This is a genomic window from Acrocarpospora pleiomorpha (assembly GCF_009687885.1).
GTDB lineage: Bacteria > Actinomycetota > Actinomycetes > Streptosporangiales > Streptosporangiaceae > Acrocarpospora > Acrocarpospora pleiomorpha.
This window is the reverse complement of the sequence record NZ_BLAF01000094.1, coordinates 1-25,718: the sequence shown is the minus strand read 5'-3', so window position 1 is coordinate 25,718 and position 25,718 is coordinate 1. Positions and strand designations below refer to the sequence as shown.

General features: G+C 70.2%; 24 protein-coding genes. 9 read left to right on the top strand and 15 right to left on the bottom strand.

The annotated features are described in order from the left end of the window. Positions 1-2: 2 nt before the first annotated feature. On the bottom strand, positions 3-2,039 hold the full coding sequence (locus Aple_RS47540) for an APC family permease (RefSeq protein ID WP_155351386.1): 2,037 nt from the start codon (positions 2,037-2,039) through the stop codon (positions 3-5). Between the two features lie 102 nt (positions 2,040-2,141). Between Aple_RS47540 and Aple_RS47535 the strand changes: the two genes are divergently transcribed. Then, positions 2,142-2,807 (top strand): potassium channel family protein, encoded by a 666-nt coding sequence (locus Aple_RS47535; protein ID WP_155351397.1) that lies wholly within the window; start codon positions 2,142-2,144, stop codon positions 2,805-2,807. Then, the gene (locus tag Aple_RS47530) at positions 2,807-3,466 is read left to right on the top strand and encodes a potassium channel family protein (RefSeq protein WP_155351385.1); all 660 of its coding nucleotides are present in this window, start codon (positions 2,807-2,809) and stop codon (positions 3,464-3,466) included. Before Aple_RS47535 ends, Aple_RS47530 begins: the two co-directional genes overlap by 1 nt. Here the strand turns inward: Aple_RS47530 and Aple_RS47525 are convergent. The 6 genes from Aple_RS47525 to valS form a co-directional block, all read right to left on the bottom strand. Next, complete coding sequence (locus tag Aple_RS47525; protein ID WP_246265457.1) at positions 3,463-4,167, bottom strand: DUF3159 domain-containing protein; 705 nt, start codon at positions 4,165-4,167, stop codon at positions 3,463-3,465. The genes Aple_RS47530 and Aple_RS47525 overlap by 4 nt on opposite strands. Before the next feature lie 42 nt (positions 4,168-4,209). Continuing rightward, positions 4,210-4,605 carry an OB-fold nucleic acid binding domain-containing protein gene (locus Aple_RS47520; RefSeq protein WP_155351384.1) on the bottom strand — a complete coding sequence of 132 codons (396 nt, stop codon included), beginning with the start codon at positions 4,603-4,605 and terminating at the stop codon, positions 4,210-4,212. Positions 4,606-4,653: 48 nt separating this feature from the next. Beyond that, positions 4,654-5,319, bottom strand: coding sequence for a DUF3710 domain-containing protein (locus Aple_RS47515; RefSeq protein ID WP_246265442.1), 666 nt, complete (start codon positions 5,317-5,319; stop codon positions 4,654-4,656). 26 nt (positions 5,320-5,345) lie between these two features. Then, positions 5,346-5,783 (bottom strand): dUTP diphosphatase, encoded by a 438-nt coding sequence (gene dut, locus Aple_RS47510; RefSeq protein WP_155351383.1) that lies wholly within the window; start codon positions 5,781-5,783, stop codon positions 5,346-5,348. 11 nt (positions 5,784-5,794) lie between these two features. Then, the gene (locus Aple_RS47505; RefSeq protein ID WP_246265439.1) at positions 5,795-6,910 is read right to left on the bottom strand and encodes an AI-2E family transporter; all 1,116 of its coding nucleotides are present in this window, start codon (positions 6,908-6,910) and stop codon (positions 5,795-5,797) included. 163 nt (positions 6,911-7,073) lie between these two features. After that, positions 7,074-9,596: a valine--tRNA ligase gene (valS, locus tag Aple_RS47500; protein WP_155351382.1), complete on the bottom strand. Its 2,523-nt coding sequence runs from the start codon at positions 9,594-9,596 to the stop codon at positions 7,074-7,076. 85 nt (positions 9,597-9,681) lie between these two features. Here valS and Aple_RS47495 point away from each other — a divergent pair, with 85 nt between their 5' ends. Further along, the gene (locus Aple_RS47495) at positions 9,682-9,981 is read left to right on the top strand and encodes a DUF4235 domain-containing protein (RefSeq protein WP_155351381.1); all 300 of its coding nucleotides are present in this window, start codon (positions 9,682-9,684) and stop codon (positions 9,979-9,981) included. Here Aple_RS47495 and Aple_RS47490 read toward each other — a convergent pair. From Aple_RS47490 to Aple_RS47470, 5 genes are all read right to left on the bottom strand, one after another. Beyond that, a complete protein-coding gene (locus Aple_RS47490) occupies positions 9,978-11,354 on the bottom strand; it encodes an alpha,alpha-trehalose-phosphate synthase (UDP-forming) (protein WP_155351380.1) in 1,377 nt (458 codons plus the stop codon). The genes Aple_RS47495 and Aple_RS47490 overlap by 4 nt on opposite strands. Positions 11,355-11,519: 165 nt before the next feature. After that, positions 11,520-12,302 (bottom strand): hypothetical protein, encoded by a 783-nt coding sequence (locus Aple_RS47485; RefSeq protein WP_155351379.1) that lies wholly within the window; start codon positions 12,300-12,302, stop codon positions 11,520-11,522. A gap of 19 nt (positions 12,303-12,321) precedes the next feature. Beyond that, positions 12,322-12,621: a DUF4193 domain-containing protein gene (locus Aple_RS47480; protein WP_030505490.1), complete on the bottom strand. Its 300-nt coding sequence runs from the start codon at positions 12,619-12,621 to the stop codon at positions 12,322-12,324. A gap of 268 nt (positions 12,622-12,889) precedes the next feature. Next, positions 12,890-14,185, bottom strand: coding sequence for a sensor histidine kinase (locus tag Aple_RS47475; protein WP_373869719.1), 1,296 nt, complete (start codon positions 14,183-14,185; stop codon positions 12,890-12,892). A 47-nt stretch (positions 14,186-14,232) separates the two neighbouring features. Further along, on the bottom strand, positions 14,233-14,886 hold the full coding sequence (locus tag Aple_RS47470; protein WP_155351378.1) for a response regulator transcription factor: 654 nt from the start codon (positions 14,884-14,886) through the stop codon (positions 14,233-14,235). A 199-nt stretch (positions 14,887-15,085) separates the two neighbouring features. Here Aple_RS47470 and Aple_RS52635 point away from each other — a divergent pair, with 199 nt between their 5' ends. Further along, positions 15,086-15,250, top strand: coding sequence for a hypothetical protein (locus Aple_RS52635; RefSeq protein ID WP_170322029.1), 165 nt, complete (start codon positions 15,086-15,088; stop codon positions 15,248-15,250). Positions 15,251-15,280: 30 nt separating this feature from the next. Here the strand turns inward: Aple_RS52635 and Aple_RS47465 are convergent, their stop codons facing one another. Next, entirely contained in the window at positions 15,281-16,099 is an 819-nt protein-coding gene (locus tag Aple_RS47465; RefSeq protein ID WP_155351377.1) for an inositol monophosphatase family protein, read from the bottom strand. Between the two features lie 9 nt (positions 16,100-16,108). After that, positions 16,109-18,094: an alpha/beta hydrolase family protein gene (locus Aple_RS47460; RefSeq protein WP_373869718.1), complete on the bottom strand. Its 1,986-nt coding sequence runs from the start codon at positions 18,092-18,094 to the stop codon at positions 16,109-16,111. Positions 18,095-18,165: 71 nt separating this feature from the next. Here Aple_RS47460 and Aple_RS47455 point away from each other — a divergent pair, with 71 nt between their 5' ends. Next, entirely contained in the window at positions 18,166-19,140 is a 975-nt protein-coding gene (locus Aple_RS47455) for a ferrochelatase (RefSeq protein WP_155351376.1), read from the top strand. On the opposite strand, the gene Aple_RS47450 is transcribed toward Aple_RS47455, so the two are convergent. Then, positions 19,097-20,254 carry a lytic transglycosylase domain-containing protein gene (locus Aple_RS47450; RefSeq protein ID WP_246265435.1) on the bottom strand — a complete coding sequence of 386 codons (1,158 nt, stop codon included), beginning with the start codon at positions 20,252-20,254 and terminating at the stop codon, positions 19,097-19,099. The two genes, Aple_RS47455 and Aple_RS47450, sit on opposite strands and share 44 nt — an antisense overlap. Positions 20,255-20,434: 180 nt before the next feature. Here Aple_RS47450 and Aple_RS47445 point away from each other — a divergent pair, with 180 nt between their 5' ends. From Aple_RS47445 to sepH, 4 genes are all read left to right on the top strand, one after another. Next, positions 20,435-21,634 carry an MFS transporter gene (locus Aple_RS47445; protein ID WP_155351375.1) on the top strand — a complete coding sequence of 400 codons (1,200 nt, stop codon included), beginning with the start codon at positions 20,435-20,437 and terminating at the stop codon, positions 21,632-21,634. A 15-nt stretch (positions 21,635-21,649) separates the two neighbouring features. Then, entirely contained in the window at positions 21,650-22,924 is a 1,275-nt protein-coding gene (locus Aple_RS47440; RefSeq protein WP_155351374.1) for a D-arabinono-1,4-lactone oxidase, read from the top strand. Positions 22,925-23,040: 116 nt separating this feature from the next. Continuing rightward, a complete protein-coding gene (locus Aple_RS47435; RefSeq protein ID WP_155351373.1) occupies positions 23,041-24,168 on the top strand; it encodes a S8 family peptidase in 1,128 nt (375 codons plus the stop codon). 161 nt (positions 24,169-24,329) lie between these two features. Next, positions 24,330-25,718 (top strand): septation protein SepH (gene sepH / locus Aple_RS47430; protein WP_155351372.1); only part of this gene is annotated, 1,389 nt, incomplete at its 3' end.

The following is a 25,718-nucleotide window of genomic DNA, read 5'->3' as shown; positions in this document are numbered from 1 at the left end:
CATCATGCCTTGAGCTGAGTGTCGTCACGCCCGTACGGCCTGCGCACCTGCCCCGGCGCGGACGGCTCGGGCCGCCCCGTCAACCGGTCGGCGGACTCCAGCTGCCACGGCACGCTCGTCACCATCACCCCGGGCTTGAACAACAGCCGCCCCTTGAGCCGCAGCGCGCTCTGGTTGTGCAGCAGATGCTCCCACCAGCGCCCGACCACGTACTCGGGAATGTAAACCGTCACCACGTCCCGCGGCGACCGCCGGCGCAGCGACCGCACATAGTCCAGGATCGGCCGCGTGATCTCCCGGTACGGCGAGTCCAGGATCTTCAACGGCACCGGAATCGCGCGCCGGTCCCACTCCTCCCGCAACCGGGCCGACTCCTCATGATCCACGCCCACGCTGACCGCCTCCAGCGTGGACGGCCGGGTGGCCCGCGCGTACGCCAGCGCCCGCAGGGTGGGTTTGTGCACCTTGGAGACCAGCACGATGGCATGGTTGCGCGCGGGCAGCATGGAGGTGTCCAGGTCGCCCTCCGGCGCGGCCAGCTCCGCGGCCACCGCGTCGTAATGGTGCCGGATAGCCTTCATCATCAGGAACAGCACCGGCATCGCGATGCAGACGATGAACGCGCCGTGGGTGAACTTCGTGACCAGCACCACGACCAGCACCAGACCGGTCATCACGCCGCCGAAGCCGTTGATCACCCGCGACCGCATCATGTGCAGCCGCGTCTTGCCGTCGGTCTCGGTGCGCAGCAGCCGCGTCCAGTGCCGGACCATCCCGATCTGGCTGAGCGTGAATGAGACGAACACGCCCACGATGTACAGGTTGAGCAGGCGGCTCACGTCCGCCTCGAAGGCCCAGATGAGCAGGCAGGCGGCGGTCGCCAGGATGACGATGCCGTTGCTGAAGGCCAGCCGGTCCCCCCGGGTGTGCAGCTGGCGGGGCAGGTAGCGGTCCTGGGCGAGGATGGAGCCGAGCACGGGGAAGCCGTTGAACGCGGTGTTGGCGGCCAGGAACAGGATCAGCGCGGTGACCGCGGAGATCACCACGAACAGCAGGGAGCCGGAGCCGAAGACGGCGGAGGCGACCTGCGAGATGATCGGCTCCTGGTAGTAGGACGTCCCGACCGGTTCGCCGTCGGGGCCGAGCAGGCCGCTCGCGACGTGGGCCGGGTCGGCGACCGTCACCCCGGACTTGAGACCGAGGAAGATGATGCCGCTGAACATGGTGACGGCGACCAGGCCCATCAGGAGCAGCGTGGTGGCGGCGTTCTTGCTCTTCGGCTTGCGGAACGCGGGCACCCCGTTGCTGATCGCCTCCACCCCGGTCAGCGCCGCGCAACCGGACGCGAAGGCCCGCAGCACCAGGAAGACCATGGCGAATCCGGCCAGGTCCACCTGTTCCGGGACAACGTCGAACCCCTCGGTGGGCGCGTGCAGGTCCTGCCCGAGCACGAACATCCGGACCAGACCCCAGCCGATCATGAAGATGACGGCCGCCATGAACGTATAGGTCGGGATGGCGAAGGCGATTCCCGACTCGCGGATCCCGCGCAGGTTCATCATGGTCAGCACGACCACGATGGTGACGGCCACCCCGGGTTTGTTCTCGCCCACGAACGGGATGGTCGCGCCCACGTAGTCGACACCGTTGGCCACCGAGACGGCCACCGTCAGCACGTAGTCGACCAGCAGCGCGCTGGCCACCGTGAGACCCGCGTTGTGCCCCAGGTTCTTGGTGGCCACCTCGTAGTCGCCGCCCCCGCTCGGGTAGGCGTGCACATTCTGCCGGTACGACGCGACCACGGTGAGCATGATGACCACCACGGCCAGCGCCACCCACGGGCTGAAATGGTAGGCGGCCACGCCCGCGATGGAGAGGATGACCAAAATCTCCTGCGGGGCGTACGCGACGGAGGAGAGCGCGTCACTGGCGAAGACGGGCAGCGCGATGCGCTTGGGGAGCAGCTGCCCGTGCAGCTCGGTGCTCCTCAATGCGCGCCCGACCAGCAGGCGCTTGGTAAAATCCGTCACTTTTGACACGTCGGAGATGCTAGTCGCCCACGCGTGGCCCAGCGCACACGGCACTCCTTCCGCGCGCCATACTGGGCCTACCAGAACTGGGCGCACAGACCGGCGGGGAGCATGCACATTGTGATCATGGGGTGCGGGCGGGTGGGGTCGACCCTCGCGCACATCCTTGAGGACAACGGCCACTCGGTCGCGATCATCGACCGGGATCCGCAGGCGTTCCGGCGGCTGCGTTCGGGCTTCCGTGGCCGCCGGGTTACGGGCATGGGCTTCGACCGGGACGTGCTGCAGGAGGCCGGGATCGAGTCGGCCCAGGCCTACGTGGCGGTCAGCAGCGGCGACAACTCCAACATCATCTCGGCCCGGGTGGCCAGGGAGACCTTCGGCGTCGACAACGTGGTGGCCCGCATCTACGACCCCCGGCGGGCCGAGGTCTACCAGCGGCTGGGCATCCCGACGGTGGCGACCGTGCGGTGGACCGCGGACCAGATCCTGCGCCGGGTGCTGCCGGAGGGCGCCGAGCCGCTCTGGCGGGACCCGACCGGCACGGTGGTGCTGGCCGAGGTGACCTTCAACCCGGCCTGGATCGGGGCCCGGGTGCGCGAGGTGGAGTCGGCCACCGGCGCCAGGCTGGCGTTCATCAACCGGATGGGCGAGGCGCTGGTGCCCAAGGACGACACCGTGGTCCAGGAGGGCGACATCCTGCACGTGGTGGCGGCCGGCAACGAGATGGAACGGGTCAACAAGGTGCTGTCCGGCATTCCGGTCGAGGAGAACTGATGCGCGTCACGATCGCGGGGGCGGGCGCCGTAGGGCGGTCGATCGCGGCCGAGCTCCTGGAGAACGGCCACGAGGTCCTGCTCATCGACATCGACCCCACGGCCATCAAGATCGACAGTGTGCCGCGGGCGGAGTGGCTGCTCGCCGACGCCTGCGAGATCACCGCGCTGGACGAGGCCGGCCTCAACGCCTGCCACGTGGTGATCGCCGCCTCCGGCGACGACAAGGTCAACCTCGTCGTCTCCCTGCTGGCCAAGACGGAGTACGGGGTGCCCCGCGTGGTCGCCCGCATCAACCACCCCAAGAACGAGTGGCTGTTCAACGAGTCCTGGGGCGTGGACGTGGCCGTCTCGACGCCGCGCCTGCTCAGCGCCCTGGTCGAGGAGGCGGTCAGCGTCGGCGACCTGGTCCGGCTGATGACGTTCCGCCAGGGCCAGGCCAACCTGGTCGAGCTGACCCTGCCCGAGGACGCGCCGGTGGTCGGCCAGCGGGCGGGTTCGGTGCCGTGGCCGACCGATTCGGTGCTGGTGGCGATCCTGCGCGAGGGCCGGGTGCTGGTCCCCTCAGCCGACGACCCTCTGGAAGCGGGCGACGAGCTGCTGTTCGTGGCCAGCCAGGAGGTCGAGGAGGAGCTGGGCCAGCTCCTCTCGCCGCACTAGACCTGCGGCTGTACGGCCGTGCGGCCGCGGGCGAGCACCCAGCCGACCGTGGCCAGCGCGGCCAGGTAGACCGGCCAGCCGAGCGCGACCTTGGCGATGCCGAGCCAGAACACCTGCCCGGCCAGGTAGAGCGGGATCTGCACGGTCAGCTTGATCAGACCGGGCAGCACCATGATCCACGACACCTTGGTGCAGAGCTTCACGATGCCCTTGTCGCGGTGCCAGGCCAGCGGATCCTCGGGGTTGGTGGCCCCGAGCATGAACCCCATGAACGGCCAGCGCACCAGGATCGAGAAGATCATGATGGCCTCGACCACCGCGATCCACAACATGCCGGGCAGGAAGGCGTCCTCGGCCTTGCCGCTGCGGAGCGCGAAGAACGCGCCGATGCCGATGCCGAACAGGCTGTTGAGCACGAACTGCGGGGTGGATCGCTGCACGATCCGGACCAGCAGCAGCGCGGCGGCGATGCCGCCGCTGAGGATGAGCGAGAGCTGCAGCTGCTCGGTGATGATCCAGGCCAGCGTGAACGTGATCGTGGGCACGGCGGCCTCGATCGTGCCCCGCCTGCCGCCGAACGCCTTGGAGAGCTGAGCCCGGACGGCGGCCTCCACGGTCTCGTACGACTCCGCGGGCTTCGGGGCCGTCACAGTCGGCTGCACGGGGGGCTGCACCGGCACGGCCTCATCGGCGGTACTCACTCGTCGTTCACCGTTTCCTAGTTTTTCCGGAAATTTCCGGTTTCATCCGGTTGGGCGCAGCTCGTATCGCGGGTTGAACATGACCTTGCGGCCGTCCTGCAGGCTCACCAGGCCCTCGGCCCGGACCACCCGGCCCGGTTCGATCCCCACGATCTTCCGGCGGCCGAGCCAGACCAGGTCGATCACATCCGACCCGTCATACAGCTCGGCCTCCAGTGCGGGCGCCCCGCCACGGGGGCGGAGCGTCACTGTACGCAGCGTACCGGCCACGCAGAAACGTTGCCGCTCGGCGCACGAGGCGATCGGAGTCGCGCCGTGCCGGTCGAGGTCCTCGCGCAGTTCGGCAGCCTCAAGCTCGGCCTGGCTGCTGGTCAGGCGCCGGAAGAAGGCGCGCAGCCCGCCAGGTCCACCCTTACGTTGAGGCTCCTGAGTTGTCATGATTTATCAGCCTAGGCGATGCTAACCGCCCGGGGCCAACCGGCGAAGCTACCGAATTTCGGCGATCTCGGGCCCGCGCTCGAACGGGTTCCACTCCGGCTCCGGCTCCTGCTCCATCGCCTGCCGCGCCTCGGCGGGCAGCCGCAGCGCGATCGCCTCCTTGGGCGCCATCGGCTCGTCCCCCCGGACCACCACGATGTCCTTGATCACGTTCTCCAGCGGCTCGGCGGCGGCCGGGTCGACCGCGGCGGGACCGCTGACCACCGCGCGCAGGAACCAGCGCGGCCCGTCGATGCCGAGGTAGCGGACCGGCTGCTTGGCCTCGCCCGGCTGCTGGGGAACCTGGGCCGCCAGCTCGATCCCGAACGGGCCCTCCCGCTCCTCCACCGTGCCGCCGGCGACGCCGACCTCGCGGACCAGCTCCACCCTGACCTCGTCCCAGATGCCGCTGCGCTTGGGCGCGGCGAAGGCGTGCACCTGCAGCGCGCTCTCCTCCACCAGCACCAGCGCGCCGATGATCTGGTCGCCCGCCACCTGCAGCTGGACTTCGAAGCCGGCCCCGATGGGCAGCAGCAGGCCGCCCAGATCGACACGCTCTGCGGTCGGATACCCCTCGTCCGCGTCCCATGGACCTGACTCGCGGACCGGCACCGCCGGTTCCGTCTCGGGCGGGGCCGCCATGGGCTCGGCCGCGCCGCGTCGGCGTCGGAACACGTTCTTTCACACTCCTTGTCTTGATATTACCTTCCGGTGGAGCCGAACCCCCCGGCGCCGCGCGCCGAGCCGGGCAGCCGTTCCACCTCGTGGAAGGCCGCTTTCTCCACCCGCTGGATGACCAGTTGGGCCACCCGGTCGCCGCGCCGCAGCCGGACCGTGTCCTTGCTGTCGGTGTTCAGCAGCGTGACCCGGATCTCACCTCGGTAGCCGGCGTCGACCGTGCCGGGCGCGTTCACCAGGGTGACACCGAACCGGGCGGCCAGACCAGAGCGCGGGTGCACGAAGGCCGCGTAACCATCGGGCAGCGCGATCGCCACCCCGGTGCCGACCATGGCCCGCTCGCCGGGCAGCAACTCCACGTCCTCGGCCGCGTAAAGGTCCGCGCCCGCGTCTCCGGGATGCGCGTACGACGGTAATGGCAGCTCGGGGTCGAGCCGGTGAATCAGGACCTCGACACTCATGAACTGAAACCCTACCGGCTCGGCGTCTCCCGCACGGCGTCTCCCGCGCCTGGTGGGGGCGGTGTTTCTGGTGGCGTTCCAGGAGCGGGGGGAAGCGCGGGCGGCTCGTCCTTGCGCAGCTCGGGCAGGGCCCGGTAGATGACCGCGGCCACCGGCACGGCCACGGCCGCCCCGGCGATCCCGCCGAGCACGCCGCCCACGGCCAGCACCAGGATGATCGCCAGCGGGTGGAACTCCAGCGCCCGGCCGACGATCAGCGGCTGCAGCACGTGGTTCTCCAGCTGCTGTTCCACGATCAGGATGCCGACGAAGACCAGCGCGTACACCCAGCCCTGGGCGCCGAACACGACCAGGGTGGCGATCGCGCCCGCGAAGAAGATACCCACGATCGGAATGAAGCTCGCCAGGAACACCAGCACGGCCAACGGCGCCCACAGCGGCACCCGCATGCCCGCCAGCACCACGCCGATGATCAGGCCGTGCACGGCGGCGACGGCCACCGTGCCGAGCACGTAGTGCGACAGCGTGCGCCAGGCCGCCCGCCCGGCCCGGTCCACCCGCGGCGCCGCGGCGCCGAACGCGCGCAGGAACCAGGACCAGATCCGGTCCCCGTCCTTGAGCAGGAAGAACGTGATGAACAGCAGCAGCACGATGGAGGCGAGCACCTCGATGATGGCGGTCGCGCCGCTGAGCACGGTGCTGGTGATCTGGCCGCGCTGCTGGTCCAGCTGCCGGGTCAGATCTTCCACGAAGTCGGCGATCTGCGCTTCTTTCAGGTGGAACGGCCCGGTGATCAGCCAGTTCTGCGCGTCCCGCGCGGTCTGCTGGATCTGCGCGACCAGGCCGGGGAACTCCTCGTTGGCGCGGACGCCGATGATGAAGCCCACGCCGCCGATGAACGCGAACGCGACCAGCATGGTGATCCAGGTCGCGTAGATGGGTCGCAGCCGGGCCGCGCGCAGCCGGTTGGTGAGCGGGAAGAGCAGCGCGGTCAGCAGGAACGCGATGGCCACCGGCAGGGCGACGAAGCTGAGTCTGGCGATGATCATCGCAATCACGTAGATCAGCGCGCCGATCACGATGACCCGCCAGCTCCAGGCCGCCAGGGTGTTCAGGATGGGCGGCACCCCGGGCCCGCCGCGCCGGTGCGGCCGGTCTCGTTCTGAAATCTGACGCTCCCTTTCCGAGATCACTCATCCACACTGGCACGCGCCGCCCGGGAACGCGCAGCCATTTATTAACGAGGAGCCCGTCCCCCGGCCAGCCATGTGACCGTTATTTCGCCTTTTCTCATGAATTTTCGATGACCGTGCTCACCGCGAGCGGCCCGTCTCCGGCGTCGAGCACGAACTCCTCCACGTTCCCGGCCGCGCAGAGATCATCGGCGGCCAGCCGGACCAGCCCGGCCTCGGCGCCGGTGACGTCCAGCCGGGAGATCTCGGCGCGCATCGAGAGCTTGGCCGCCGACTTGGCCTTGCGGACCTGGCGCAGTACCTCGGCGACGGCCTCCAGCACGGCGGGGTCCCCGGCCAGCCCTGCCGGGACCGGCCAGGCGGCGCGGTGCACCGAGCCGGGCCGCCACCAGGACCAGACCTCCTCGGTGACGAACGGCAGGAACGGCGCGAACAGCCGCAGCAGCACGTCCAGCGCGTGGCGCAGGGCGGCCACGGCGGAGGCGTCGCCCTCGTAGGCGCGGGCTTTGACCAGTTCGAGGTAGTCGTCGCAGAACTGCCAGAAGAAGCGTTCTGTCCGCTCCAGCGCGCGGGTGTAGTCGTATGCCTCGAACGCCTCGGTGGCCTCGGCCACCACCGCGTCCAGGGCGGCCACCATGGACAGGTCGACGGGCGCGCCGATCGGCCCGTCCTGCTCGCCGAAGCCGAGGATGAACTTGGCCGCGTTGAGGATCTTGATGGCCAGCCGCCGGCCGATCTTGATCTGGCCGGTGTCGAAGGCGGTGTCGGTGCCGGGGCGGCCGTTGGCGGCCCAGTAGCGCAACGCGTCGGAGCCGTACTCCTCCAGCAGGCCCATCGGGGTGACCACGTTGCCGACGGTCTTGGACATCTTCTTGCGGTCGGGGTCCAGGATCCAGCCGGAGATGGCGGTGTGGGCCCAGGGCAGGACGCCCTGCTCCTGGTGGGCGCGGACCACAGTGGAGAACAGCCAGGTGCGGATGATCTCGTGGGCCTGGGGGCGCAGGTCCATCGGGAAGACCCGCTGGAACAGGTCCTCGTCGCGCTCCCAGCCCGCCGCGATCTGCGGGGTCAGCGAGGAGGTGGCCCAGGTGTCCATCACGTCGGGGTCACCGGCGAAGCCGTACGGCTGGCCGCGCCTCGCCTCGCTGAACCCGGGCGGGGCGTCGCTGGACGGATCCACCGGCAGCATGTGCTCCGGCGGCACGATGGGCGCCTCGTGGATGGGCTGGCCCTCGGAGTCGAGCTGGTACCAGACCGGGATCGGCACCCCGAAGAAACGCTGCCGGGAGATCAGCCAGTCGCCGTTGAGGCCGCTCACCCAGTTGTCGTAGCGGACCCGCATGTGCGGCGGGTGCCAGGTCAGCTCCTTGCCCCGGTCGAGCAGCTCCCAGCGCAGCTTCTCGTCCCTGCCGCCGTTGCGCACGTACCACTGCCGGGTGGTGACGATCTCCAGCGGCCGGTCGCCCTTCTCGTAGAACTTGACCGCCCGCAGCACCCCGCGCGGCTCGCCCTCCAGGTCGCCCGACTCGCGCAGCATCTGCACCAGCCGCTCGCGCGCGCTGTGGGCGGTCTTCCCGGCCAGTTCCTTGTACGGCTCCGCCGGCACCCCCTCCGGCGGCTCCGGCAGCAGCCGCCCGTCCCAGCCGATGATCGCCCGGGTGGGCAGGTCCAGCTCGCGCCACCAGGTCACGTCGGTGACGTCGCCGAACGTGCAGATCATGGCGATGCCCGAGCCCTTGTCCGGTTCGGCCAGGTGATGCGCGAGCACCGGCACCTCGACCCCGAACACGGGCGTGCGCACGGTGCTGCCGAACAGCGGCCGGTAACGCTCGTCGTCCGGGTGGGCGACCAGCGCCACGCAGGCCGGGATCAGCTCGGGCCGGGTGGTCTCGATCCAGACCCGCTCGGCGAAGCCCTGCGCCTGCTGCTCGGGCGTCAGGTGGAAGCCGATGCGGTGGAACGCGCCGGGATACTCCCGGTCCTCCAGCTCGGCCTGGGCCACGGCGGTGCGGAAGGTGACGTCCCAGAGCGTGGGCGCCTCCGACAGGTACGCCTCACCGCGCGCCAGATTGCGCAGGAAGGCCCGCTGGGACGCGGCCCGGGAGGCGTCGTCGATGGTGGCGTAGGTGAGCGACCAGTCCACGGAGAGCCCGAGCCGCCGCCAGAGCTCCTCGAACGCCTTCTCGTCCTCGACGGTCAGCCGCTCGCACAGCTCGATGAAGTTCCGCCGCGAGATCGGCACCTGCTGCTTGCCTGGTTTGGCCGGCGGCGTGAACCCCGGGTCGTACGGCACCGAGGGGTCGCAACGCACCCCGAAATGGTTCTGCACCCGGCGCTCGGTGGGCAGCCCGTTGTCGTCCCACCCCATGGGATAGAACACCTCACGGCCGCGCATCCGCATGAACCGGGCGATCGTATCGGTGTGGGTATAGGAGAAGACGTGACCGACGTGCAGGGACCCGGAGACGGTCGGCGGCGGCGTGTCGATCGAGTAGATCTGCTCACGCGTCCTGGACCGGTCGAAGCGGTAGGTCCCGTCGGCCTCCCAGCGGCCTACCCATACCGTCTCCAGCCCATCAAGGGTGGGACGTTCTGGTGGCAGGATTCGCTGAGTCGTCATGCCACCTCATGGTATGGCGTCGGCTTGCCTGTAGCTGGCACAGACTAGGGTCGTTACCGAGGAGGAATCACCGAGAAGAGGAATCATGGCGGGTACGGAAGAGAAGCCGGACATGCAGTGGCGGATCGTGGGCGGTCTGGTGGGACTGGCCGTGGGCTTCCTGTCCAAGAAGGTGCTCTCCTACGCGTGGGAGAAGGCGACCGGCAAGAAGCCGCCGACCAACACCGACTCGCCGGACGTGAGCCTGGGCGAGGCGGTGGCCTACGCGGTCGTGATGGGCCTGGGCATGGAGGTGGCCAGGATCGTGATGACCCGGGCCGCGGCCAAGAAGTGGTACAGCTGGAAGGCCGCGGCACAGGCCGCTCAGGACGAGATCAAGAGCTAGCTCTCCAGCGCCGTCAGGAACTCGTTCGCCCACCGGTCCACGTCGTGGGTGGCGACCCGGCGGCGCAACGAGCGCATCCGGCGTCCCAGCTCGTGCGGGGGCGCCTGCATGGCGGCCATCATGGTCCGCTTCATGCCGTCGACGTCGTAGGGGTTGACCAGGTAGGCCTGTTTCAGCTCGTCGGCCGCCCCCGCGAACTCGCTCAGCACCAGGGCGCCGCGCAGGTCGTGGCGGCAGGCCACGTACTCCTTGGCGACCAGGTTCATGCCGTCCCGCAGAGGGGTGACCATCATCACGTCGGCGGCGCAGTAGAGGGCGGCCAGCTCCTCCCGGCCGAAGGACTGGTGCATGTAGGTGATGGGGGCGCGGCCGATCTCGCCGTACTCGCCGTTGATCCGGCCGACCTGGAGCTCGATGTCGTTGCGGAGCCGGATGTACTCCTCGACGCGTTCCCTGGTCGGGGTGGCGACCTGCACGAACACCGCCTCGCCCGGCTTCAGCCTGCCCTCGGCGAACAGCTCGCCGTAGGCCTTGAGGCGGGCTCTGATGCCCTTGGTGTAGTCGAGCCGGTCGACGCCCAGCAGCACGTGCTCCGGGTCGCCGAGCTCGGCTCTGATCTCCTTGGCCCGGGCCATCACGTGGGATTCGCGGACCAGCTGGTCCAGCTCCCCGAAGTCCACCGAGATCGGGTACGCCTCGGCTCGCACGGTCCTGCCGTTGTCCAGCTGGATGTCGTTCTTGACCGTCGAGACGCCCAGCATCTTCCGGCAGAGCCGGACGAAGTTGGACGCGCCGCCGGGACGCTGGAAGCCCACCAGATCGGCCCCGAGCAGCCCTTCCAGCAGTTCGACACGCCAGGGCAGCTGCATGAACAGCTCGCCGGGCGGGAATGGGATGTGCAGGAAGAATCCGATTTTCACATCGGGCCGGAGCTTGCGCAGCATGCTGGGCACCAGCTGGAGCTGGTAGTCCTGCACCCACACCACGGCGCCCGGCGCGGCGGCGTCGGCGGCGGCCCGGGCGAAGCGGTCGTTGACCGCGCGGTAGGCGTCCCAGAGCACGCGGGAGTAGATCGGAGGTGCCACGACGTCGTGGTAAAGCGGCCACAGGGTGGCGTTGGAGAAGCCCTCGTAGTAGAACTCGACCTCCATCGAGGACAGCGGCACCGGGATGAGGTGCATGCCGTCGTGATCGAACGGCTTGAGCTCCTCCCCCGCCGCGCCGGTCCAGCCGAGCCAGGCCCCGTCACGGCGCTGCATGACGGGCGCGATCGCGGTCACCAGACCGCCAGGACTTCGGCGCCATTGTTTTTCGCCCACTCGGTCGACCGGCAACCGGTTCGCGACGATCAGGAACGAGCTGGTGCCACGCATGAGCCCTCCAGTTAACCATCGCCTTGGGACCACCATACGTAAGGTCCCCGGAACGGCACATACCCCCCACGAAGTGCACAATTCAGGACCAAAGCTGTGAGAATGATCTCCCGCAGGTCGGCAGCCATGACCGAGAGGTTTAGACCATTTGGTTACAGTTTGATATCAAACCGAAGAGGCAGGTGGCAAAGCGCGCTGGCGGCGCAGATCCGCCCGTACGGCGACGGCCAGCCGTTTGGTCGCGACCCGGTTCAGAGTGCCGCCCGCGACGGCCCCCGTGAGGAACGGGCCAAGCGTGGTGAGATGCCGCCCGAGCGTGCGCATCAGGCGGTTGCGCAGCGAGGTCTTGGCCGCCGCGCCGAGGGCCAGCGTGACCGTCGCCGGGCTGAGCGGGTCGACCCCGCGCTGCTTGGACCAGGCCACGGCGAACTGGGCGGCGCGCTGGCCGCCGGTGCCCTGCACCTGGATTCCGTAGGCTTCGTGCAGCTCGGCCAGGAGCTTGACCTCGATCGCGGCCACGACCAGGGTTTCCGCGACGAGCTGCGCCGGAGCGGAGAGCAGCAGTGGAGGGGCGGCGAACTCGGCCGCCGCGAGGGCGCCCCCGACCGCGCCGACGGCCGTAGTGGCCTTCACCGCGGTACGGACCAAGTCGTCGGCCAACTGCTCGCCGGTCAGGCCGTAGTGATGCTCCTGGAGGGTCGCGAGGTCACGGATCGGGAGTCTGGGCGCGATGTTCATGAACACATCGGCCAGCCAGCGGCCCCGCCCGACCCCGGACGAACCCGCCTTCCTGGCGGAGACGACCAGAGCCTTGCTGAGACGGCCGAGCAGCCGTCGCCGCTCGGCCCCGTCCGTCTCCGCTGGGGACCCGTCCTGTTCGACGAGCTTGCCGACGAGTTCGGCTACCTCGTCCGGTGATTCCTTCGATCGATCCGCTTCAGAAGCCATCGACGGACCCTTCCCTCAATCAAGCGGCGCATTCACGGCAAACCTGCTGCCCGTTCTTCTCCGATGCGAGCTGGCTGCGGTGATGCACCAGGAAACACCGCGAGCAGGTGAACTCATCGGCCTGCCGTGGAATCACCCGGAGCGAGAGCTCCTCGTTGGACAGGTCAGCCCCCGGCAGCTCAAGCGACTCGGCCAGGTCGGTCTCGTCGATGTCGATGCTGCCCGACGACTTGTCGCTACGCCGCGCCTGGAGTTCCTGAAGGCTGTCCTCATTCAGGTCATCGTCGGTCTTGCGCGGGCTGTCGTAGTCGGTAGCCATGTGCGTACTCCATCCCCCTCATCTATCTGTCTGCGCGTCGTCGCGCGATCTAACGCTCGGAAGGCCAATCTTGTGCCCGCATCTTCCGGGAGATTTTGCAATCGGTACCCCGGAAGGGCGGACACTGAACCTTCCGACACGCGGACGCCGTTCCCGGCAAGGCTCCAGTTAGCCAAATATGGCGAAACCACAGCATTGGCGGGATGACCCACCGCGTTCGACGGCACATCCAACCACATGTACGGGGCTGATGTGCAGCAGGGTCGTGTCAGCGCGCCGACGGAGTCGTCACGGGCGGTCCACCCGCGAGTCGCACCGTCACCACGAGCCCGCCCCCGTCCCGGGGGACGGCGGTCACCGTGCCCCCATGCGCGCGGACGATGGCCCGCACGATGGACAGACCCAGCCCCGCGCCCTTGGCGGACTCGACCCGATCGGCGTGCAACCGCCGGAAGGGTTCGAAGAGGCTGTCCACCTCGTACGCGGGCACATGCGGTCCCGTGTTCGCGACCTGAACAACGGCACCCCCCTCGACAATTCCCGAACGCACCCAGACCTTTCCCTCGCCCCCGTTGTATTTGATGCCGTTCTCCACGAGATTGGCCACGCAGCGCTCCAGCAGCACCGGATCGCCCATGGTGGAGGCCGGGTGCAGGTCGTGGTCGACCTGCACATCCTGCTGGAGGGCCTGCGGGAGGAGCTGCTCGATGGCCGTCTTGGCCACCTCCTGGACGTCCACGGGCTTGCGCACCGACAGCTCGCGCTCGCTGCGGGCCAGCAGCAGCAGGCCCTCGATCAGCCGCTCGTTGCGGGCGTTGGTGCCGAGCAGGGTACGGCCGAGCACCCGAAGGTCGTCGGAGGCCTCCGGGTCGGACAGCGCCACCTCCAGCACGGTCCTGTTGATCGCCAGCGGGGTGCGCAGCTCGTGCGAGGCGTTGTCGACGAACCGGCGCTGGGCGTCGAAGGCGATGTTCAGCCGGGTCAGCATGGCGTCGAAGGTGTCGGCCAGTTCCTTCAGCTCGTCGTCGGGGCCGTGCAGGTCGATGCGCTCGTGCGCGAGCGAGCTGCCGGACAGCTTCCGCGCGGTGGCGGTCATCTGCATGATCGGTTTCAGCGCCCGGTCGGCGACCACGTAGCCGAGCATGACGGCCAGGATCCCGATGCCGAGCAGCGCCAGCAGCCCCCGGGTGATCAGCCCGCTCAGCACGGTGGTGGTGACGTTGGCGTTCCTGATGGTGATCTCTTGATCCCAGTAATCGATCAGCTCCTGCGGGATGCCCCGCGGCACCGTCAGGTTGACTCTCAGCGCGCTGTCGAGCACCGGGCGGACCAGGATGTACATGACGATCAGCAGCAGCGCCCCGGCCACGAAGAACAGCGTGCTGTAGGTGATCGTGAGCCGCCAGCGAATGCTCATCCGGTCTGACAGCGACTTGAGGCGGTTGGCCAGCGGCGGCAGCGGGCCCGGATGCGCGCCGGGCGGGGGCGGGCCGTCCCAGGCGGGCGGGCCGCTCGGCGGCGGAGCCTGGCGGCGGTAGGGCCCCGTCCCCACCGGGGACATCATCCGTGGCCCCCGCTGGGGTGCGGTGTCAGCCAGGTCGCGGGGTTCGGTCACAGCTTGTATCCCACCCCTGGCACGGTCTCGATGACCTGAGGCTCACCGAGCTTCTTGCGCAGCGTCATCATGGTCACCCGGACCACGTTGGTGAACGGGTCGATGTGCTCGTCCCAGGCCTTGTCCAGCAGGTCCTCCTGGCTGACCACGGCGCCCTCGGCGCGCAGCAGCTCCTCCAGGACGGCGAACTCCTTCTTGGTCAGGGCGATCTCGGCGCCGTCCCTGGTGACCAGGCGTTTGCCGGGATCGAGCCGGACGCCGGAGCGTTCGAGGACCGGGGGCAGCGCGGGCGCCGAGCGACGGCCGAGCGCGCGGACCCGGGCGATCAGCTCCAGGAACGCGAACGGCTTGGCCAGGTAGTCGTCGGCGCCCAGGTCCAGGCCCTCGACCCGGTCGTCCACGTCGCCGGCCGCGGTGAGCATGATGATCCTGGTCGCGGTGCGGTCGCCGACCAGCCGCCTGGCCACCTCGTCCCCGTGCACCTTGGGCAGGTCCCGGTCCAGCACGACGACGTCGTAGTCGATGTAGGAGGTCTTCTCCAACGCCTCCGCGCCGTCGTAGGCCACGTCCACCGCCATCGCCTCGCGGCGCAGGCCGGTCGCGATCGCGTCGGCGAGCACCCGCTCGTCCTCCACCACCAGTACTCGCATGGACTTCCTCCTCGTGACCCGCGCTGACGCCCCATTCTCCCGCTTCGGCCGGTAAGCCCACGGTAAGCGGGCGAGCACCGCGCAAAATCTCCTGGTTTAGTGTTACCCGGACTGTGGGTAAAGGAGGCACACACACCCCTCTGTCCGATGCCGGGGAAGGCACGTCCTCCCCAGGCGGACCGCTGAGAAAGAAGGTGAGATGGGCGAGTTCACGACAACGATCGAAACCCGGCTCGACCAGGCCTATAAGGGACTTCAGGAGGCCAGGAACAGCGGCGACGATTTTCTCGCCGACACCCTCACCGCCGAGATCGAGGATCTCCGGAGGCTGGCCGACGACCACGGCATCCCGCTTCCGCGCTGACCGGCGTACGTTCGCCCCGCCCCCATCGGCTTACGCGCCGGTGGGGGCGTCGCGTTCCGGATCCAGTGCCGCCAGCAGGTCGTGCAGCTCCTCGAACAGCCCCGGCGCCGCGCAGATCGTCAGCTCCGGGTTGTACGGCTTGCCGTGCAACCCCCCGATCCTGGCGCCCGCCTCGGCCGCGATGAGCCCGCCCGCGGCGTGGTCCCAGTACTGGGTGCCACGCTCGTAATACCCGTCCACCCGGCCGGACGCCACCGAGCAGAGGTCGACCGCGCACGAGCCGCCGCGCCGGATGTCGCGCACCCGGGGCAGCACCTGCGCGAGCACCTCGGCCTGGACCACCCGCCTGGACGCCGCGTAGCCGAAGCCGGTGGCGATCAGCGCCCGGTCCAGCGGCACGCCGGTGTTGCAGTGCAGCCGCTCCCCCGCCAGCCAGGCGCCGCCGCCCTTGACCGCGGTGTAGAGCTCGCCCATGGGGACGGCGTTCACGACGCCCGCGACGATCTCCCCGTCGACCTCGACGCCGATGCTGATCGCCCAGGCGGGCAGGCCGTACAGGAAATTGACGGTGCCGTCGATGGGGTCGACGACCCAGCGGACGCGGCCCTGGCCGGGGACAGCGCCGGGGACGTCGCCGCCTTCCTCGCCGAGGATGGCGTCGGCTGGGCGGACCGCCTTGATCCTGGCCCGGATCAGGTCCTCGGTCTCCCGGTCTAGGGCGGTGACGACGTCGGTGGGGCTGGACTTGGTGTCGATCACCTCCGGGCGGGCCGGGCGTTTGGCCAGGAGTAGTTCTCCGGCTTCGACGGCGATGTCCTTGGCGAGGGCGAGCAGATCGTCCGGGAGCATGCCCTCAGGCTACCGAGTCGGCCACCGCTCGCCGAGGTCGATCAGGCCGGAGACGGCCGGGGGCTCGAAAGCGGGTTCCACGTGGCGGTAGAGGAAGGTGAGCACCGTGTCATACCAGGCGATGACATTTCCGGGCTTGAGGATCCAGTGGCCTTCGTCGGGGAAGTAGAGGAACTGGGAGTCGACCTCGGATCGGCGCAGGTCCCACCAGAGGCTCAGCGCCTCGCCGATCGGCACCCGGTAGTCCTTGTCGCCGTGGATCACCAGCATCGGAGTGGTGATCTTGTCGAGCGTCTGGTGCGGGGAGAGGCGCCGGCTGATCGGCCCGCCGGGCTCGCCCCACTCGCGCTGCCAGAACATCGCGGCGTCGGTGGTCCCGGCGAACTGGTCCAGGTTCCACAGGGAGGCGTGGGTGACGATCGCCTTGAACCGGTCGGTGTGTCCGGCCACCCAGTTGGCCATGTAGCCGCCGAACGAGCCGCCCATCGCGGCGGTCCGCTGGTCGTCGATCTCCGGCAGCTTGAGCGCGGCGTCGGTGATCGCCATCAGGTCGCCGAAGGTGGCCGGGCCCCAGTCGCCCCAGCCCCGGTCGAGCATCGCCTGGCCGTACCCGCTGGACAGGCAGGGGTCGGGGAGCAGCATGGCGTAGCCGTGCGCGGCCATGATCCACGGGTTCCACCGCCAGGACCAGTCGTTCCAGCTGCTCACCGGGCCGCCGTGGATCCACAGCAGGAACGGCGCGGGGTTCTCGGCGCAGGCGCCCTCGGGGAGGATCAGCCAGCCGCGGATCTCGGTGCCGTCCTCGGCCATGGCGCTGACCTCGGTGAGGGTGCCGGGGAGCTCCATCGCGGGGGTGGGGGTGGGCAGGTATTCGAGCGTGCCGTCGGGGGCGATCCTGACCGGCGCGGGGGCGGCGTCGATCGCGCCGCGCAGCGCGTAGAGGCTGCCGTCGGGGGCGGCGTTGAGCTCGGCGTAGGCGCCGTCGTCGGGGGTCAGCCTGATCGGGTCGCCGCCGTCGAGCGAGATCTGGAAGATCGGGCGGCGGCCCTGGTGGTCGGCGGCCACGTACAGGCAGTCGGAGCCCCAGGCGAGGGCCATCGGGAAGATGTCGCCGGCCAGGGGCCGTCCTTCGCCGGTGGTCAGGTCGATCAGCCACACCTCGAAGGCGAAGGAGCGCTCGATCGTGCCGTGCCGCTCGCGGAGGCAGGCGACCTGGCGTCCGTCGGGTGAGATCCGGACCGGGCCGGTGAAGTCATGGGCCTCGGAGGTGGCCAGCACCCGCCGCTCGCCGCCGGCGAGGGCGACCAGTTCGGATCTCGACGTGCCCGCGCCGGTGGGGATCCGCCAGGTGGTGACGACGGTGGAACCGTCTGGCGTGACGTCGAAGGAGGCCTGGTCGAGGGCTCGGCCGGGGTCGGGGGTGAGTTCGGTCCCGTCCAGGGTGAACAGGCGGGGCTGGGCGGGGCCGAGGTCGTGGTCCCAGTAGCGGATCGGGTAGTCGTCGTAGAGGACCGCGCTGACCCCGGCGTCCTTGCGCGCCTTCCTGCGGTCGGCCTCGGTGGCGGAGTCCCCGGGGAGCACCTGGGCCGCGTAGACGATCGCGTCACCCCCCGCCCGTACGGCGCCGATCCCGCCGGGGCGGGTCGCCAGGCGGCGGGGCTCGCCGCGCTCGGGCAGCAGCCACAGCGCGGCGGCCTCGGAGTCGGAATCTTTCTCGGTGGGGTCCGGGCGGCGGGAGACGAACAGCAGCTCCCCGTCGGGGGTGAACTCCGCGCCCGCCTCCCCCTTCGCCGACCGGGTCAGCCGGTACGGCTCCGCGTCCGGATCCAGCGGTATCTCCCAGAGCGCCGTCCCGTACGCCTTCTCGTCAGGGTCGAGGGACTGCACCACGGCGACCAGCCGGGTCGCGTCGGGAGACAGCCGCAGGGCGGTCACCCGCGGAACCGCCACGTATTCGCGCACATTCTGGAAGATCGAGGTCACGATCGAGGTCATCGTCCGAACCTACCCCCGGCCGGGCACGTACCGAGAGGAGAACCGGGGGGATCCCGGCCTACGCTGGTGGCATGGGGAATTATGACGCGCTCGTCGTGGTGTCGTTCGGCGGTCCCGAGCGGCCGGAGGACGTGTTGCCGTTCCTGGAGAACGTCGTGCGCGGGCGGGGGGTGCCGCGCGAACGGCTGCTGGAGGTGGAGGCGCACTACCAGGGGTTCGGCGGGGTCAGCCCGATCAACCAGCAGTGCCGGGAGCTGGTCTCGGCACTGGAGAAGGTCGTGGATGTGCCGGTGTACTGGGGGAACCGGAACTGGCATCCGTACCTGGCGGACACGGTGCGGCAGATGGCGGCGGACGGGGTGCGCCACGCGGCCGCGTTCGCGACGGCGGCGACCAGCTCGTATTCGAGCTGCCGGCAGTACATCGAGGACATCGCGCGGGCGACGGCGGAGGTGCCGGACGCGCCGCGGCTGGTGAAGCTGCGGCATTTCTACGATCACCCGGGGTTCATCGCGGCTATGGCCGATCACACGTGGGGGGCGCTGGCCGAGGTGGGGGCGGACGCGCGGCTGGTGTTCACGGCGCACAGCGTCCCGCTGTCGATGGCCGCCGCGTCCGGGCCGGGGGGCGGGGCCTACGAGGCCGAGTTGCGGGCCGCGTCGGCGCTGGTCGCGAAGGCGGTCGGGGCGGACGACTTCGATCTGGTGTGGCAGAGCCGCAGCGGGCCGCCGCAGGTGCCCTGGCTGGAGCCGGACGTCTGCGACCACCTGGAGAAGCTGCGCCGCGAGGGGACCGAGGCGGTCGTGCTGGTGCCGATCGGGTTCGTCTCCGACCACATGGAGGTCAAGTACGACCTGGACACCGAGGCGGCGGCCAAGGCCGACGAGCTGGGCATGCTGCTGGCCCGGGCGGGCACGGCGGGCACCCACCCCAGATTCGTCTCGATGATCAAAGAGCTGATGGCCGAGCCTGAGCCGGTCCCCTGTCCGGCCACCTGCTGCGTCATTGGTTCGGGTAGGCCAGCGCGTACGCCTGCGACAGGCTGAGCACCTTGTCGACGTAGGACCACGAATGGTTGTAGTGCCAGACGGCCTTCCTGAGCTGCTCGCCGCCCTGCCCGGCCTTGTTGGCGCATAAGTAGTTGGCGGCCGACGGCACCGCGTCGTAGGCGCTCCAGATGTCGGAGACGCCGTCGCCGTCGCCGTCCACGCCGTACGCCTTCCAGGTCGCGGGCATGAACTGCATCGGGCCGAGCGCGCCCGCCGAGGACGGGCCGTTGTTCTGGCCGTGGCCGCTCTCGACCTGGCCGATCGCGGCCAGCACGGTCCAGGACAGGCCGGGGCAGACCCCGGCGCCGCGCTGGTAGAGCTCCAGGTAGCTGTCGGGGCGGCCGACCAGGACCTGGCGGGCCGCCACCGCGGTCTGCCGGGGCGTGGGTTCGGCGCCGACCGCGACCACCTGGGCGTCGCCGCCGAGCAGGTCGCGGACGCGCTGCTGGTTGACGTGCTGCCCGTGGACCAGGACGACCACGCCGGAGGCGAAACCGAGCTCGGCGCCCAGCTCCTTGCCGATCAGGCCGTCCACGCCGGGGAAGCCGAGCGCGGCCGAGGCGGCGACGCGGAGCCGGGGGCCGCCGTCGAGCTGGTATTCCGCGCCCAGGACCATGCCGAGCCGTTTCATCACGCCGGCGTCGGCCACGATCTCGCCCCGGGCCAGCGCGCTCCACACGGCCGGATGGTCGGCCACGACCTTGGGGGTCCAGGAGCGGAACTGGGCGGGGTCCACGGCCAGCAGGCGCAGCCCGGTGCCGGCCACCCGGACGGTTCCGCCGTCCACGACCGCGACCTTCTGCACGTTCTTGACCTTGGCCAGGTCACGCAGGACCTTCGCCGGGACCTGGGCGGCGGCGACGGCGAGCAGCCTCGGCGGCGTCACCTGGACGCCGGGGCCGCCGACGACGGGCGGGGCCGACGGCAGCGTGCGGTCGGGGACCAGCGCCTGCCGGGGGGAGCCCACCGCCGTCTCGCCCTCCGTGCCCGTGTCGCCACGGACGAGCAGGATCACACTGCCCGCGGAGACGGTCGCCGTGATCAGTACGGCGAGACCGGCCACGAGCCCGCGAAGCGGCGTGAGCCAGGGAAGATCGGACACCTGGTTCACGCTAGTAGCTTAACGGCGGAAAACTCACTTGCCTTCCGGCGTGCCTGTGCGTCATGGTCGTGGAGGGTCTAATGGGGAAGATCTAGCTGTCCGCGTGCCACCCCCATGGCCGCAGCCGACCCCGGTCGGCGTGCCCGGACGCAGTACATCGTGCCCAGGGCGCGCGAGAGGGGTTTTGTCATGGTCGGGCCGTATCGTGGGCTGTTCAGCACGCGTGGGGCGAAATCGTTTGTGCTGGCGGGGTTCGTGGGGCGGATCCCGATGTCGATGCTCGGCATCGGCATCACCCTGCTCGTGCACTCCATCACCGGTTCCTATGCGACCGCGGGGGCCGTCTCCGCCATCGTGTCGCTCGCCTTCGCCGTCGCCGCGCCCCTTTCGGGCCGATTGGTGGACCGGTTCGGGCAGGCCAGGATCCTCGTGCCGTTCGTCCTCGTGCACGGCGTGGCGCTGTCGGGGCTGATGCTGCTCGCCCACGCGCACGCCCCCATCTGGACGCTGTTCGCGTCGGGCGCGATCGCCGGGGCGTCGGCCACCTCGCTCGGCTCGATGGTCCGGGCCCGCTGGTCGCACCTGCTGTCGGACTCGGGCAAGCTGCACACGGCGTTCTCGTTCGAGTCGGTCGCCGACGAGGTGATCTTCGTGACCGGCCCGGCGTTCACCGCCGTGCTGGCCACCAGCGTCAACGTGTACGCCGGGCTGATCGTGGTGGTCGTCCTGACCGTGGGCGGCACGCTGGCGTTCGCGCTGCTCAAGGGCACCGAGCCGCCGGTCGTCCGGCATCGGGAGAACAAGGGCTCGCCGATCGCCATCCCCGGCGTGGCGCTGCTGTCCGCGGTGATGCTGGCGATGGGCGCGGTCTTCGGCTGCGTGGACATCGTCACCATCGCCTTCGCCGAGGAGCAGGGCAACAAGGCCGCGGCCGGGTTCCTGCTCGCCGCCATCTCCGGCGGCAGCATGGTCTCCGGGCTCTGGTACGGCGCGCGCAACTGGAAGATCGACCTGCGCAGCCGCCTGGTCCGGGGGCTGATCGTGTTCGTGGCCGGGTTCACGCCGGTGCTGCTCATGGGTGGCCTGCCGACGATGGCGGTCGCGCTGTTCTTCGCGGGGCTGGCCATCTCGCCGACGCTGATCACCACGTTCTCGCTGGTCGAACGGCTGGTTCCGGCGGCGCAGCTGACCGAGGGCATGGCCTGGCTGCTGACCTCGATCGGGCTCGGGGTGGCCGTCGGGGCGTGGGCGGGCGGGCATCTCACCGATAGTTACGGGGCGTCCAACGCGTACGGGTTCGCGTACGCGTGCGCCCTGCTGGCGATGCTGGTGGGGGTTGCCGGTTCGTCCTGGTTGCGGACACCGGTGGCTTCGGAGACCAGGTCATGAGTACCGTTCATCTTCATGCGGTTCGTTAACTGGGCGGGGAATCAGGCGGTCGTCCCCGCCGAGGTCCGGACTCCGGCGTCGGCGGGGGAGGTGGCGCAAGCCGTACGGGATGGGGCGAAAGCCGGGCAGCAGGTCCGGATGGCCGGGACCGGCCACTCGTTCACCGGCGTGGCGCTGACCGGCGGGCTGCTGCTGCGGCCGAACGCGCTGACCGGCATCCTCGCCTACGGCAACGACTGGGTGCGGGTGGCCGCGGGCACGCCGCTGCACGTGCTCAACCAGGAGCTGGACCGGCGCGGTCTGGCGCTGGCCAACATGGGCGACGTCACCGCGCAGACCGTGGCGGGCGCGATCCAGACCGGCACCCACGGCACCGGGCGCGAGATCGGCGGGCTGGCCGACCAGGTCATCGAGCTGGAGCTGGTGCTGGCCGACGGGACGATCACCTCCGTCCGGGACGGCGACCTGTTCGACGCGGCCCGGGTCGGGCTCGGCGCGCTGGGCGTGCTGACGTCGGTGACCTTCCGGGTGGAGCCGTCGTTCCTGCTGCGCAGCCGGCGCGAGCCGATGTCGTTCCGCGCCATCCTCGACGACCTCGACGCGCTCACCGGCGAGAACGAGCATCTCGACTTCTTCTGGCTGCCGCACACCGACACCTGCCTGGTCAAACGGAACAACCGGAGCGCGGGACCGGCCGCGCCGCCGAACCCGGTCCGGCACTGGGTGGACAACGTGTTCCTGGAGAACACGCTGTTCGGGCTGGCCTGTGCGGCCGGGGCCCGGTTTCCCGGGGCGATCCCGCGGATCAACGGGGTGTCGGCGCGGCTGCTGAGCCCGTCGGAGTCGGTGGACACCTCGTACAAGATCTTCACCAGCGTGCGGGAGGTGCGCTTCCTGGAGATGGAGTACGCGATCCCGCGCGAGCATCTCGGCCAGGCCCTGCGCGAGACCCGCGACCTGGTCGAGCGCATGGGGTGGCGGATCTCGTTCCCGATCGAGGTCCGGGTGACGCCACCGTCGGGGGCGTGGCTGTCCACCGCGTACGGGCGGGAGTCCGCCTACATCGCCTGCCATGTCTACCGGGCGACCCCGAATCCGGAGTATTTCGCCGCGGTGGAGGAGATCATGACGCGGCTGGGCGGGCGGCCGCACTGGGGCAAGCTGCACACCCGTGACGCGGACTATCTGGCCACGGTCTATCCGAGGTTCGCCGATTTCGCGAAACTGCGGGACGAACTCGATCCGGAGCGGATCTTCGGCAACGCCTATCTGGCGGGTGTGCTGCCCTAAACCCAGGGGTGGGTAAAAAGTGCGGTGGGGGCGCGTGTCCCGCGCCACCGGTGTTCCGCGCGGGCGGCACATTGCGGGGGCGGGCCGTCCGGCCCCCCAAGCCGAGGAGCACGAGCATGAGACGGTTCGGCCTCTACCCGACGGCCGCCGTGGCGACGGCGCTGGCCACCACGGCCGCCTTCGCGACCGCGACCCCGGGTGGCGTCGCGGCGCTGCGGCGAGCGGTCGACGACGGGCTGAGGCCGTATATCGTGACCACCCGCGACGTGCGGGACGCGTGGGAGCTCGGGGCGCGGCTGCGCGTCACCCGCTACTACGCCGCGGTCCTGCCCGGGTTCGTGGCCTGGCTCAGCCCCGACCAGGTGGTCCAGCTGTCGGCCAGCCGCCGGGTGACCGGCATCGAACCCGACCGCCTGGTCGAGGCCCAGGACGTGAGCTGGGGTCTCGACCGGCTCAACCAGCGGGAGCTCCCGCTGGACGGGCGGTTCGGGGCGCACGGCAGCGGGCGCGGCGTGACCGTCTACGTGATCGACACCGGCATCGACGCCACGCACCGAGAGTTCGGCGGGCGGGCCGCCGCCGCCTTCGACGCCACCGGCGGGGACGGGTACGACTGCAGCGGCCACGGCACCCACGTGGCCGGGATCGTCGGCGGGGCGCGGGTGGGGGTGGCCCCGGCGGCCAGGATCCAGGCGGTCCGGGTGCTCGGCTGCGACGGCACCGGCACGGTCTCGGACGTGATCGCCGGGCTCGACTGGGTGCGGACCAACGCCGAAGGCCCGTCGATCGCCAACCTTTCGCTGGGCAGCCCCCGATCCCGGGCCTTGGACACCGCCACCACCGCTCTGGTCAAATCCGGCGTGCTGGTGGTCGCGGCGGCGGGCAACGCGGGCGCCGACGCGTGCGGGTCCTCGCCCGCCTCCGCGTACGGCGTCTTCGGCGTGGCCGCCTCGGACGAAAGCGACCAACGCGCGCCTTTCTCCAATTACGGACGCTGCGTCGATCTGTACGCCCCCGGCGTCGACATCGTCTCCACCTGGCCCGACAACACCCTCCGCCGCCTCAGCGGCACCTCGGTGGCCTCGCCTTACGTGGCCGGAGTGGCCGCGCTGAAGCTGGGCGCCAACCAGTCGGAGACCCCCACTTCTCTGTTCACTTGGCTCAAGTCCACCGCGACGGGCGGCGTCATTGTGAAGAATCAGGGAAGGACCCCTAATCGCTTGCTGAACACCGCCAGCCTGTAGAAAGGTAAACGCGGCAAATGTGACCGGCGTCACATCGACTCCCCCACCCCTGGGGAAGGCGATGTTCGGACATGCCGGGTACGGTGCTGGAAGGCAACCGGCTCACGCGAGACACTCAAGGGTCCGGGGGAAGATTTCAGCTCGACGACGAAGGGACTCGCATGCAGGAGCTCCGTCTCGTCGCGGTGAGTGAGGACGGCACCTACCTCGTTCTGGCCACGGCCGGAAGGGGCACCCGGTTCACGCTGCCCGTCGACGATCGGCTCCGCGCTGCGGTTCGCGGCAACTTCTCCCGTCTCGGCCAGTACGAGATCGAAGTGGAGAGCCCGTTGCGTCCCAAGGAGATCCAGGCGCGCATCCGCGCCGGCGAGACCGCGGAAGAGATCGCGGCCACCGCCGGCATACCGGTCGAACGTGTGCGCTGGTTCGAGGGCCCTGTGCTCCAGGAGCGCGAGTACGTGGCCCAGCAGGCGCAGCGCGTCGCCGTCCGGCTCCCCGGCGAGAACACGCCCCGCCCGACGCTCGGCGAGCTCGTCGCCGAACGCCTCACCCGCCGCGGCGTGCCCGCCGACGAGATCGACTGGGATTCCTGCAAGCGCGACGACAACCTGTGGCGGATCAAGCTGGGCTTCGTGTGGAACGGTCACACCCGGCACGCGGAGTGGCTCTTCGACCCGCGGCGGCGGCACATCACGCCCTACGACGACGAGGCCATGCGCCTGTCCGCCGCCGAATACGTCGACCCCCCGCAGGAGGAGGCGACGGTCCGCCCCTTCGTCCCCCGCCTGGCCAGCAAGCTGGCACCCGTACCGTCCTTCGAGCCACGCTTCGAGCCCGAGCCGGTCGCCCCCTACGCGGAGCCCGGCGGCTTCACCGACCCCACCTACCTCCAGCCACCCCCCCAGCGCCCCGCCTACACCGACCCAACCCCCCTCCCCGCTCCCCAGCCGGTGCCCGTACCAGTACGCCCTGCGGCCTTCCACCAGGAACCACCGGCTCCCCCCACACCGATCTCCGCCCGTACCCCCAACGAGCCAAGCACCCCTTCCCACCTTGAGCGGGCCCCGGAGACCGACCCCAATTCCAACGCCGGACCCCCCACCAATCCAGAGCCACGAACCCCAGCCGACCCAACCACCACGCCTGCCAGCCCAATCACCGCGCCAGCCGCTTCAATCGCCACCCCGCCCCCAAGCCCGGCCCTCGAACCCGCCCTCGTCGCGGCCCCCGACCCTTCCGCCGAGAAGCCCGCGGCTGCCATCTCGCCCGCCGCACCCCTGCCAGCGAACTCGGCCGACGCACCCACCAGCGCAGCTGACGAGCTCACCCCCGAGCCCGCCACCAGCCCAACCCCTCAGGCGGTCACCGCCCCTGCCGCAGAGCCCGACGCTCAGGCGATTGCCACGGCAGAGCCCGACATCAAGGCTGTCGCCAACCCCACGGAGCCCGTCACTCCGCCTGCCACCGCAGCCGCCACGCAGGCTGTCGCCGACGACCCCGCCCCGGAACCCGCCGCCCAGACTGCCACCACCCTCACCGCCGATCCCGCC

Coding starts and splice junctions, on each gene's coding strand:
- Aple_RS47460 (WP_373869718.1), bottom strand. CDS start 18,094: ATGACCTCGATCGTGACCTCGATCTTCCAGAATGTGCGCGAATACGTG.
- dut (WP_155351383.1), bottom strand. CDS start 5,783: ATGAGTGTCGAGGTCCTGATTCACCGGCTCGACCCCGAGCTGCCATTA.
- Aple_RS47520 (WP_155351384.1), bottom strand. CDS start 4,605: ATGACAACTCAGGAGCCTCAACGTAAGGGTGGACCTGGCGGGCTGCGC.
- Aple_RS47490 (WP_155351380.1), bottom strand. CDS start 11,354: ATGCGTGGCACCAGCTCGTTCCTGATCGTCGCGAACCGGTTGCCGGTC.
- Aple_RS47535 (WP_155351397.1), top strand. CDS start 2,142: ATGCACATTGTGATCATGGGGTGCGGGCGGGTGGGGTCGACCCTCGCG.
- Aple_RS47455 (WP_155351376.1), top strand. CDS start 18,166: ATGGGGAATTATGACGCGCTCGTCGTGGTGTCGTTCGGCGGTCCCGAG.
- Aple_RS47445 (WP_155351375.1), top strand. CDS start 20,435: ATGGTCGGGCCGTATCGTGGGCTGTTCAGCACGCGTGGGGCGAAATCG.
- Aple_RS47475 (WP_373869719.1), bottom strand. CDS start 14,185: ATGATGTCCCCGGTGGGGACGGGGCCCTACCGCCGCCAGGCTCCGCCG.
- Aple_RS47495 (WP_155351381.1), top strand. CDS start 9,682: ATGGCGGGTACGGAAGAGAAGCCGGACATGCAGTGGCGGATCGTGGGC.
- Aple_RS47440 (WP_155351374.1), top strand. CDS start 21,650: ATGCGGTTCGTTAACTGGGCGGGGAATCAGGCGGTCGTCCCCGCCGAG.
- Aple_RS47465 (WP_155351377.1), bottom strand. CDS start 16,099: ATGCTCCCGGACGATCTGCTCGCCCTCGCCAAGGACATCGCCGTCGAA.
- Aple_RS47480 (WP_030505490.1), bottom strand. CDS start 12,621: ATGGCTACCGACTACGACAGCCCGCGCAAGACCGACGATGACCTGAAT.
- Aple_RS47435 (WP_155351373.1), top strand. CDS start 23,041: ATGAGACGGTTCGGCCTCTACCCGACGGCCGCCGTGGCGACGGCGCTG.
- Aple_RS47470 (WP_155351378.1), bottom strand. CDS start 14,886: ATGCGAGTACTGGTGGTGGAGGACGAGCGGGTGCTCGCCGACGCGATC.
- Aple_RS47530 (WP_155351385.1), top strand. CDS start 2,807: ATGCGCGTCACGATCGCGGGGGCGGGCGCCGTAGGGCGGTCGATCGCG.
- valS (WP_155351382.1), bottom strand. CDS start 9,596: ATGACGACTCAGCGAATCCTGCCACCAGAACGTCCCACCCTTGATGGG.
- Aple_RS47485 (WP_155351379.1), bottom strand. CDS start 12,302: ATGGCTTCTGAAGCGGATCGATCGAAGGAATCACCGGACGAGGTAGCC.
- Aple_RS52635 (WP_170322029.1), top strand. CDS start 15,086: ATGGGCGAGTTCACGACAACGATCGAAACCCGGCTCGACCAGGCCTAT.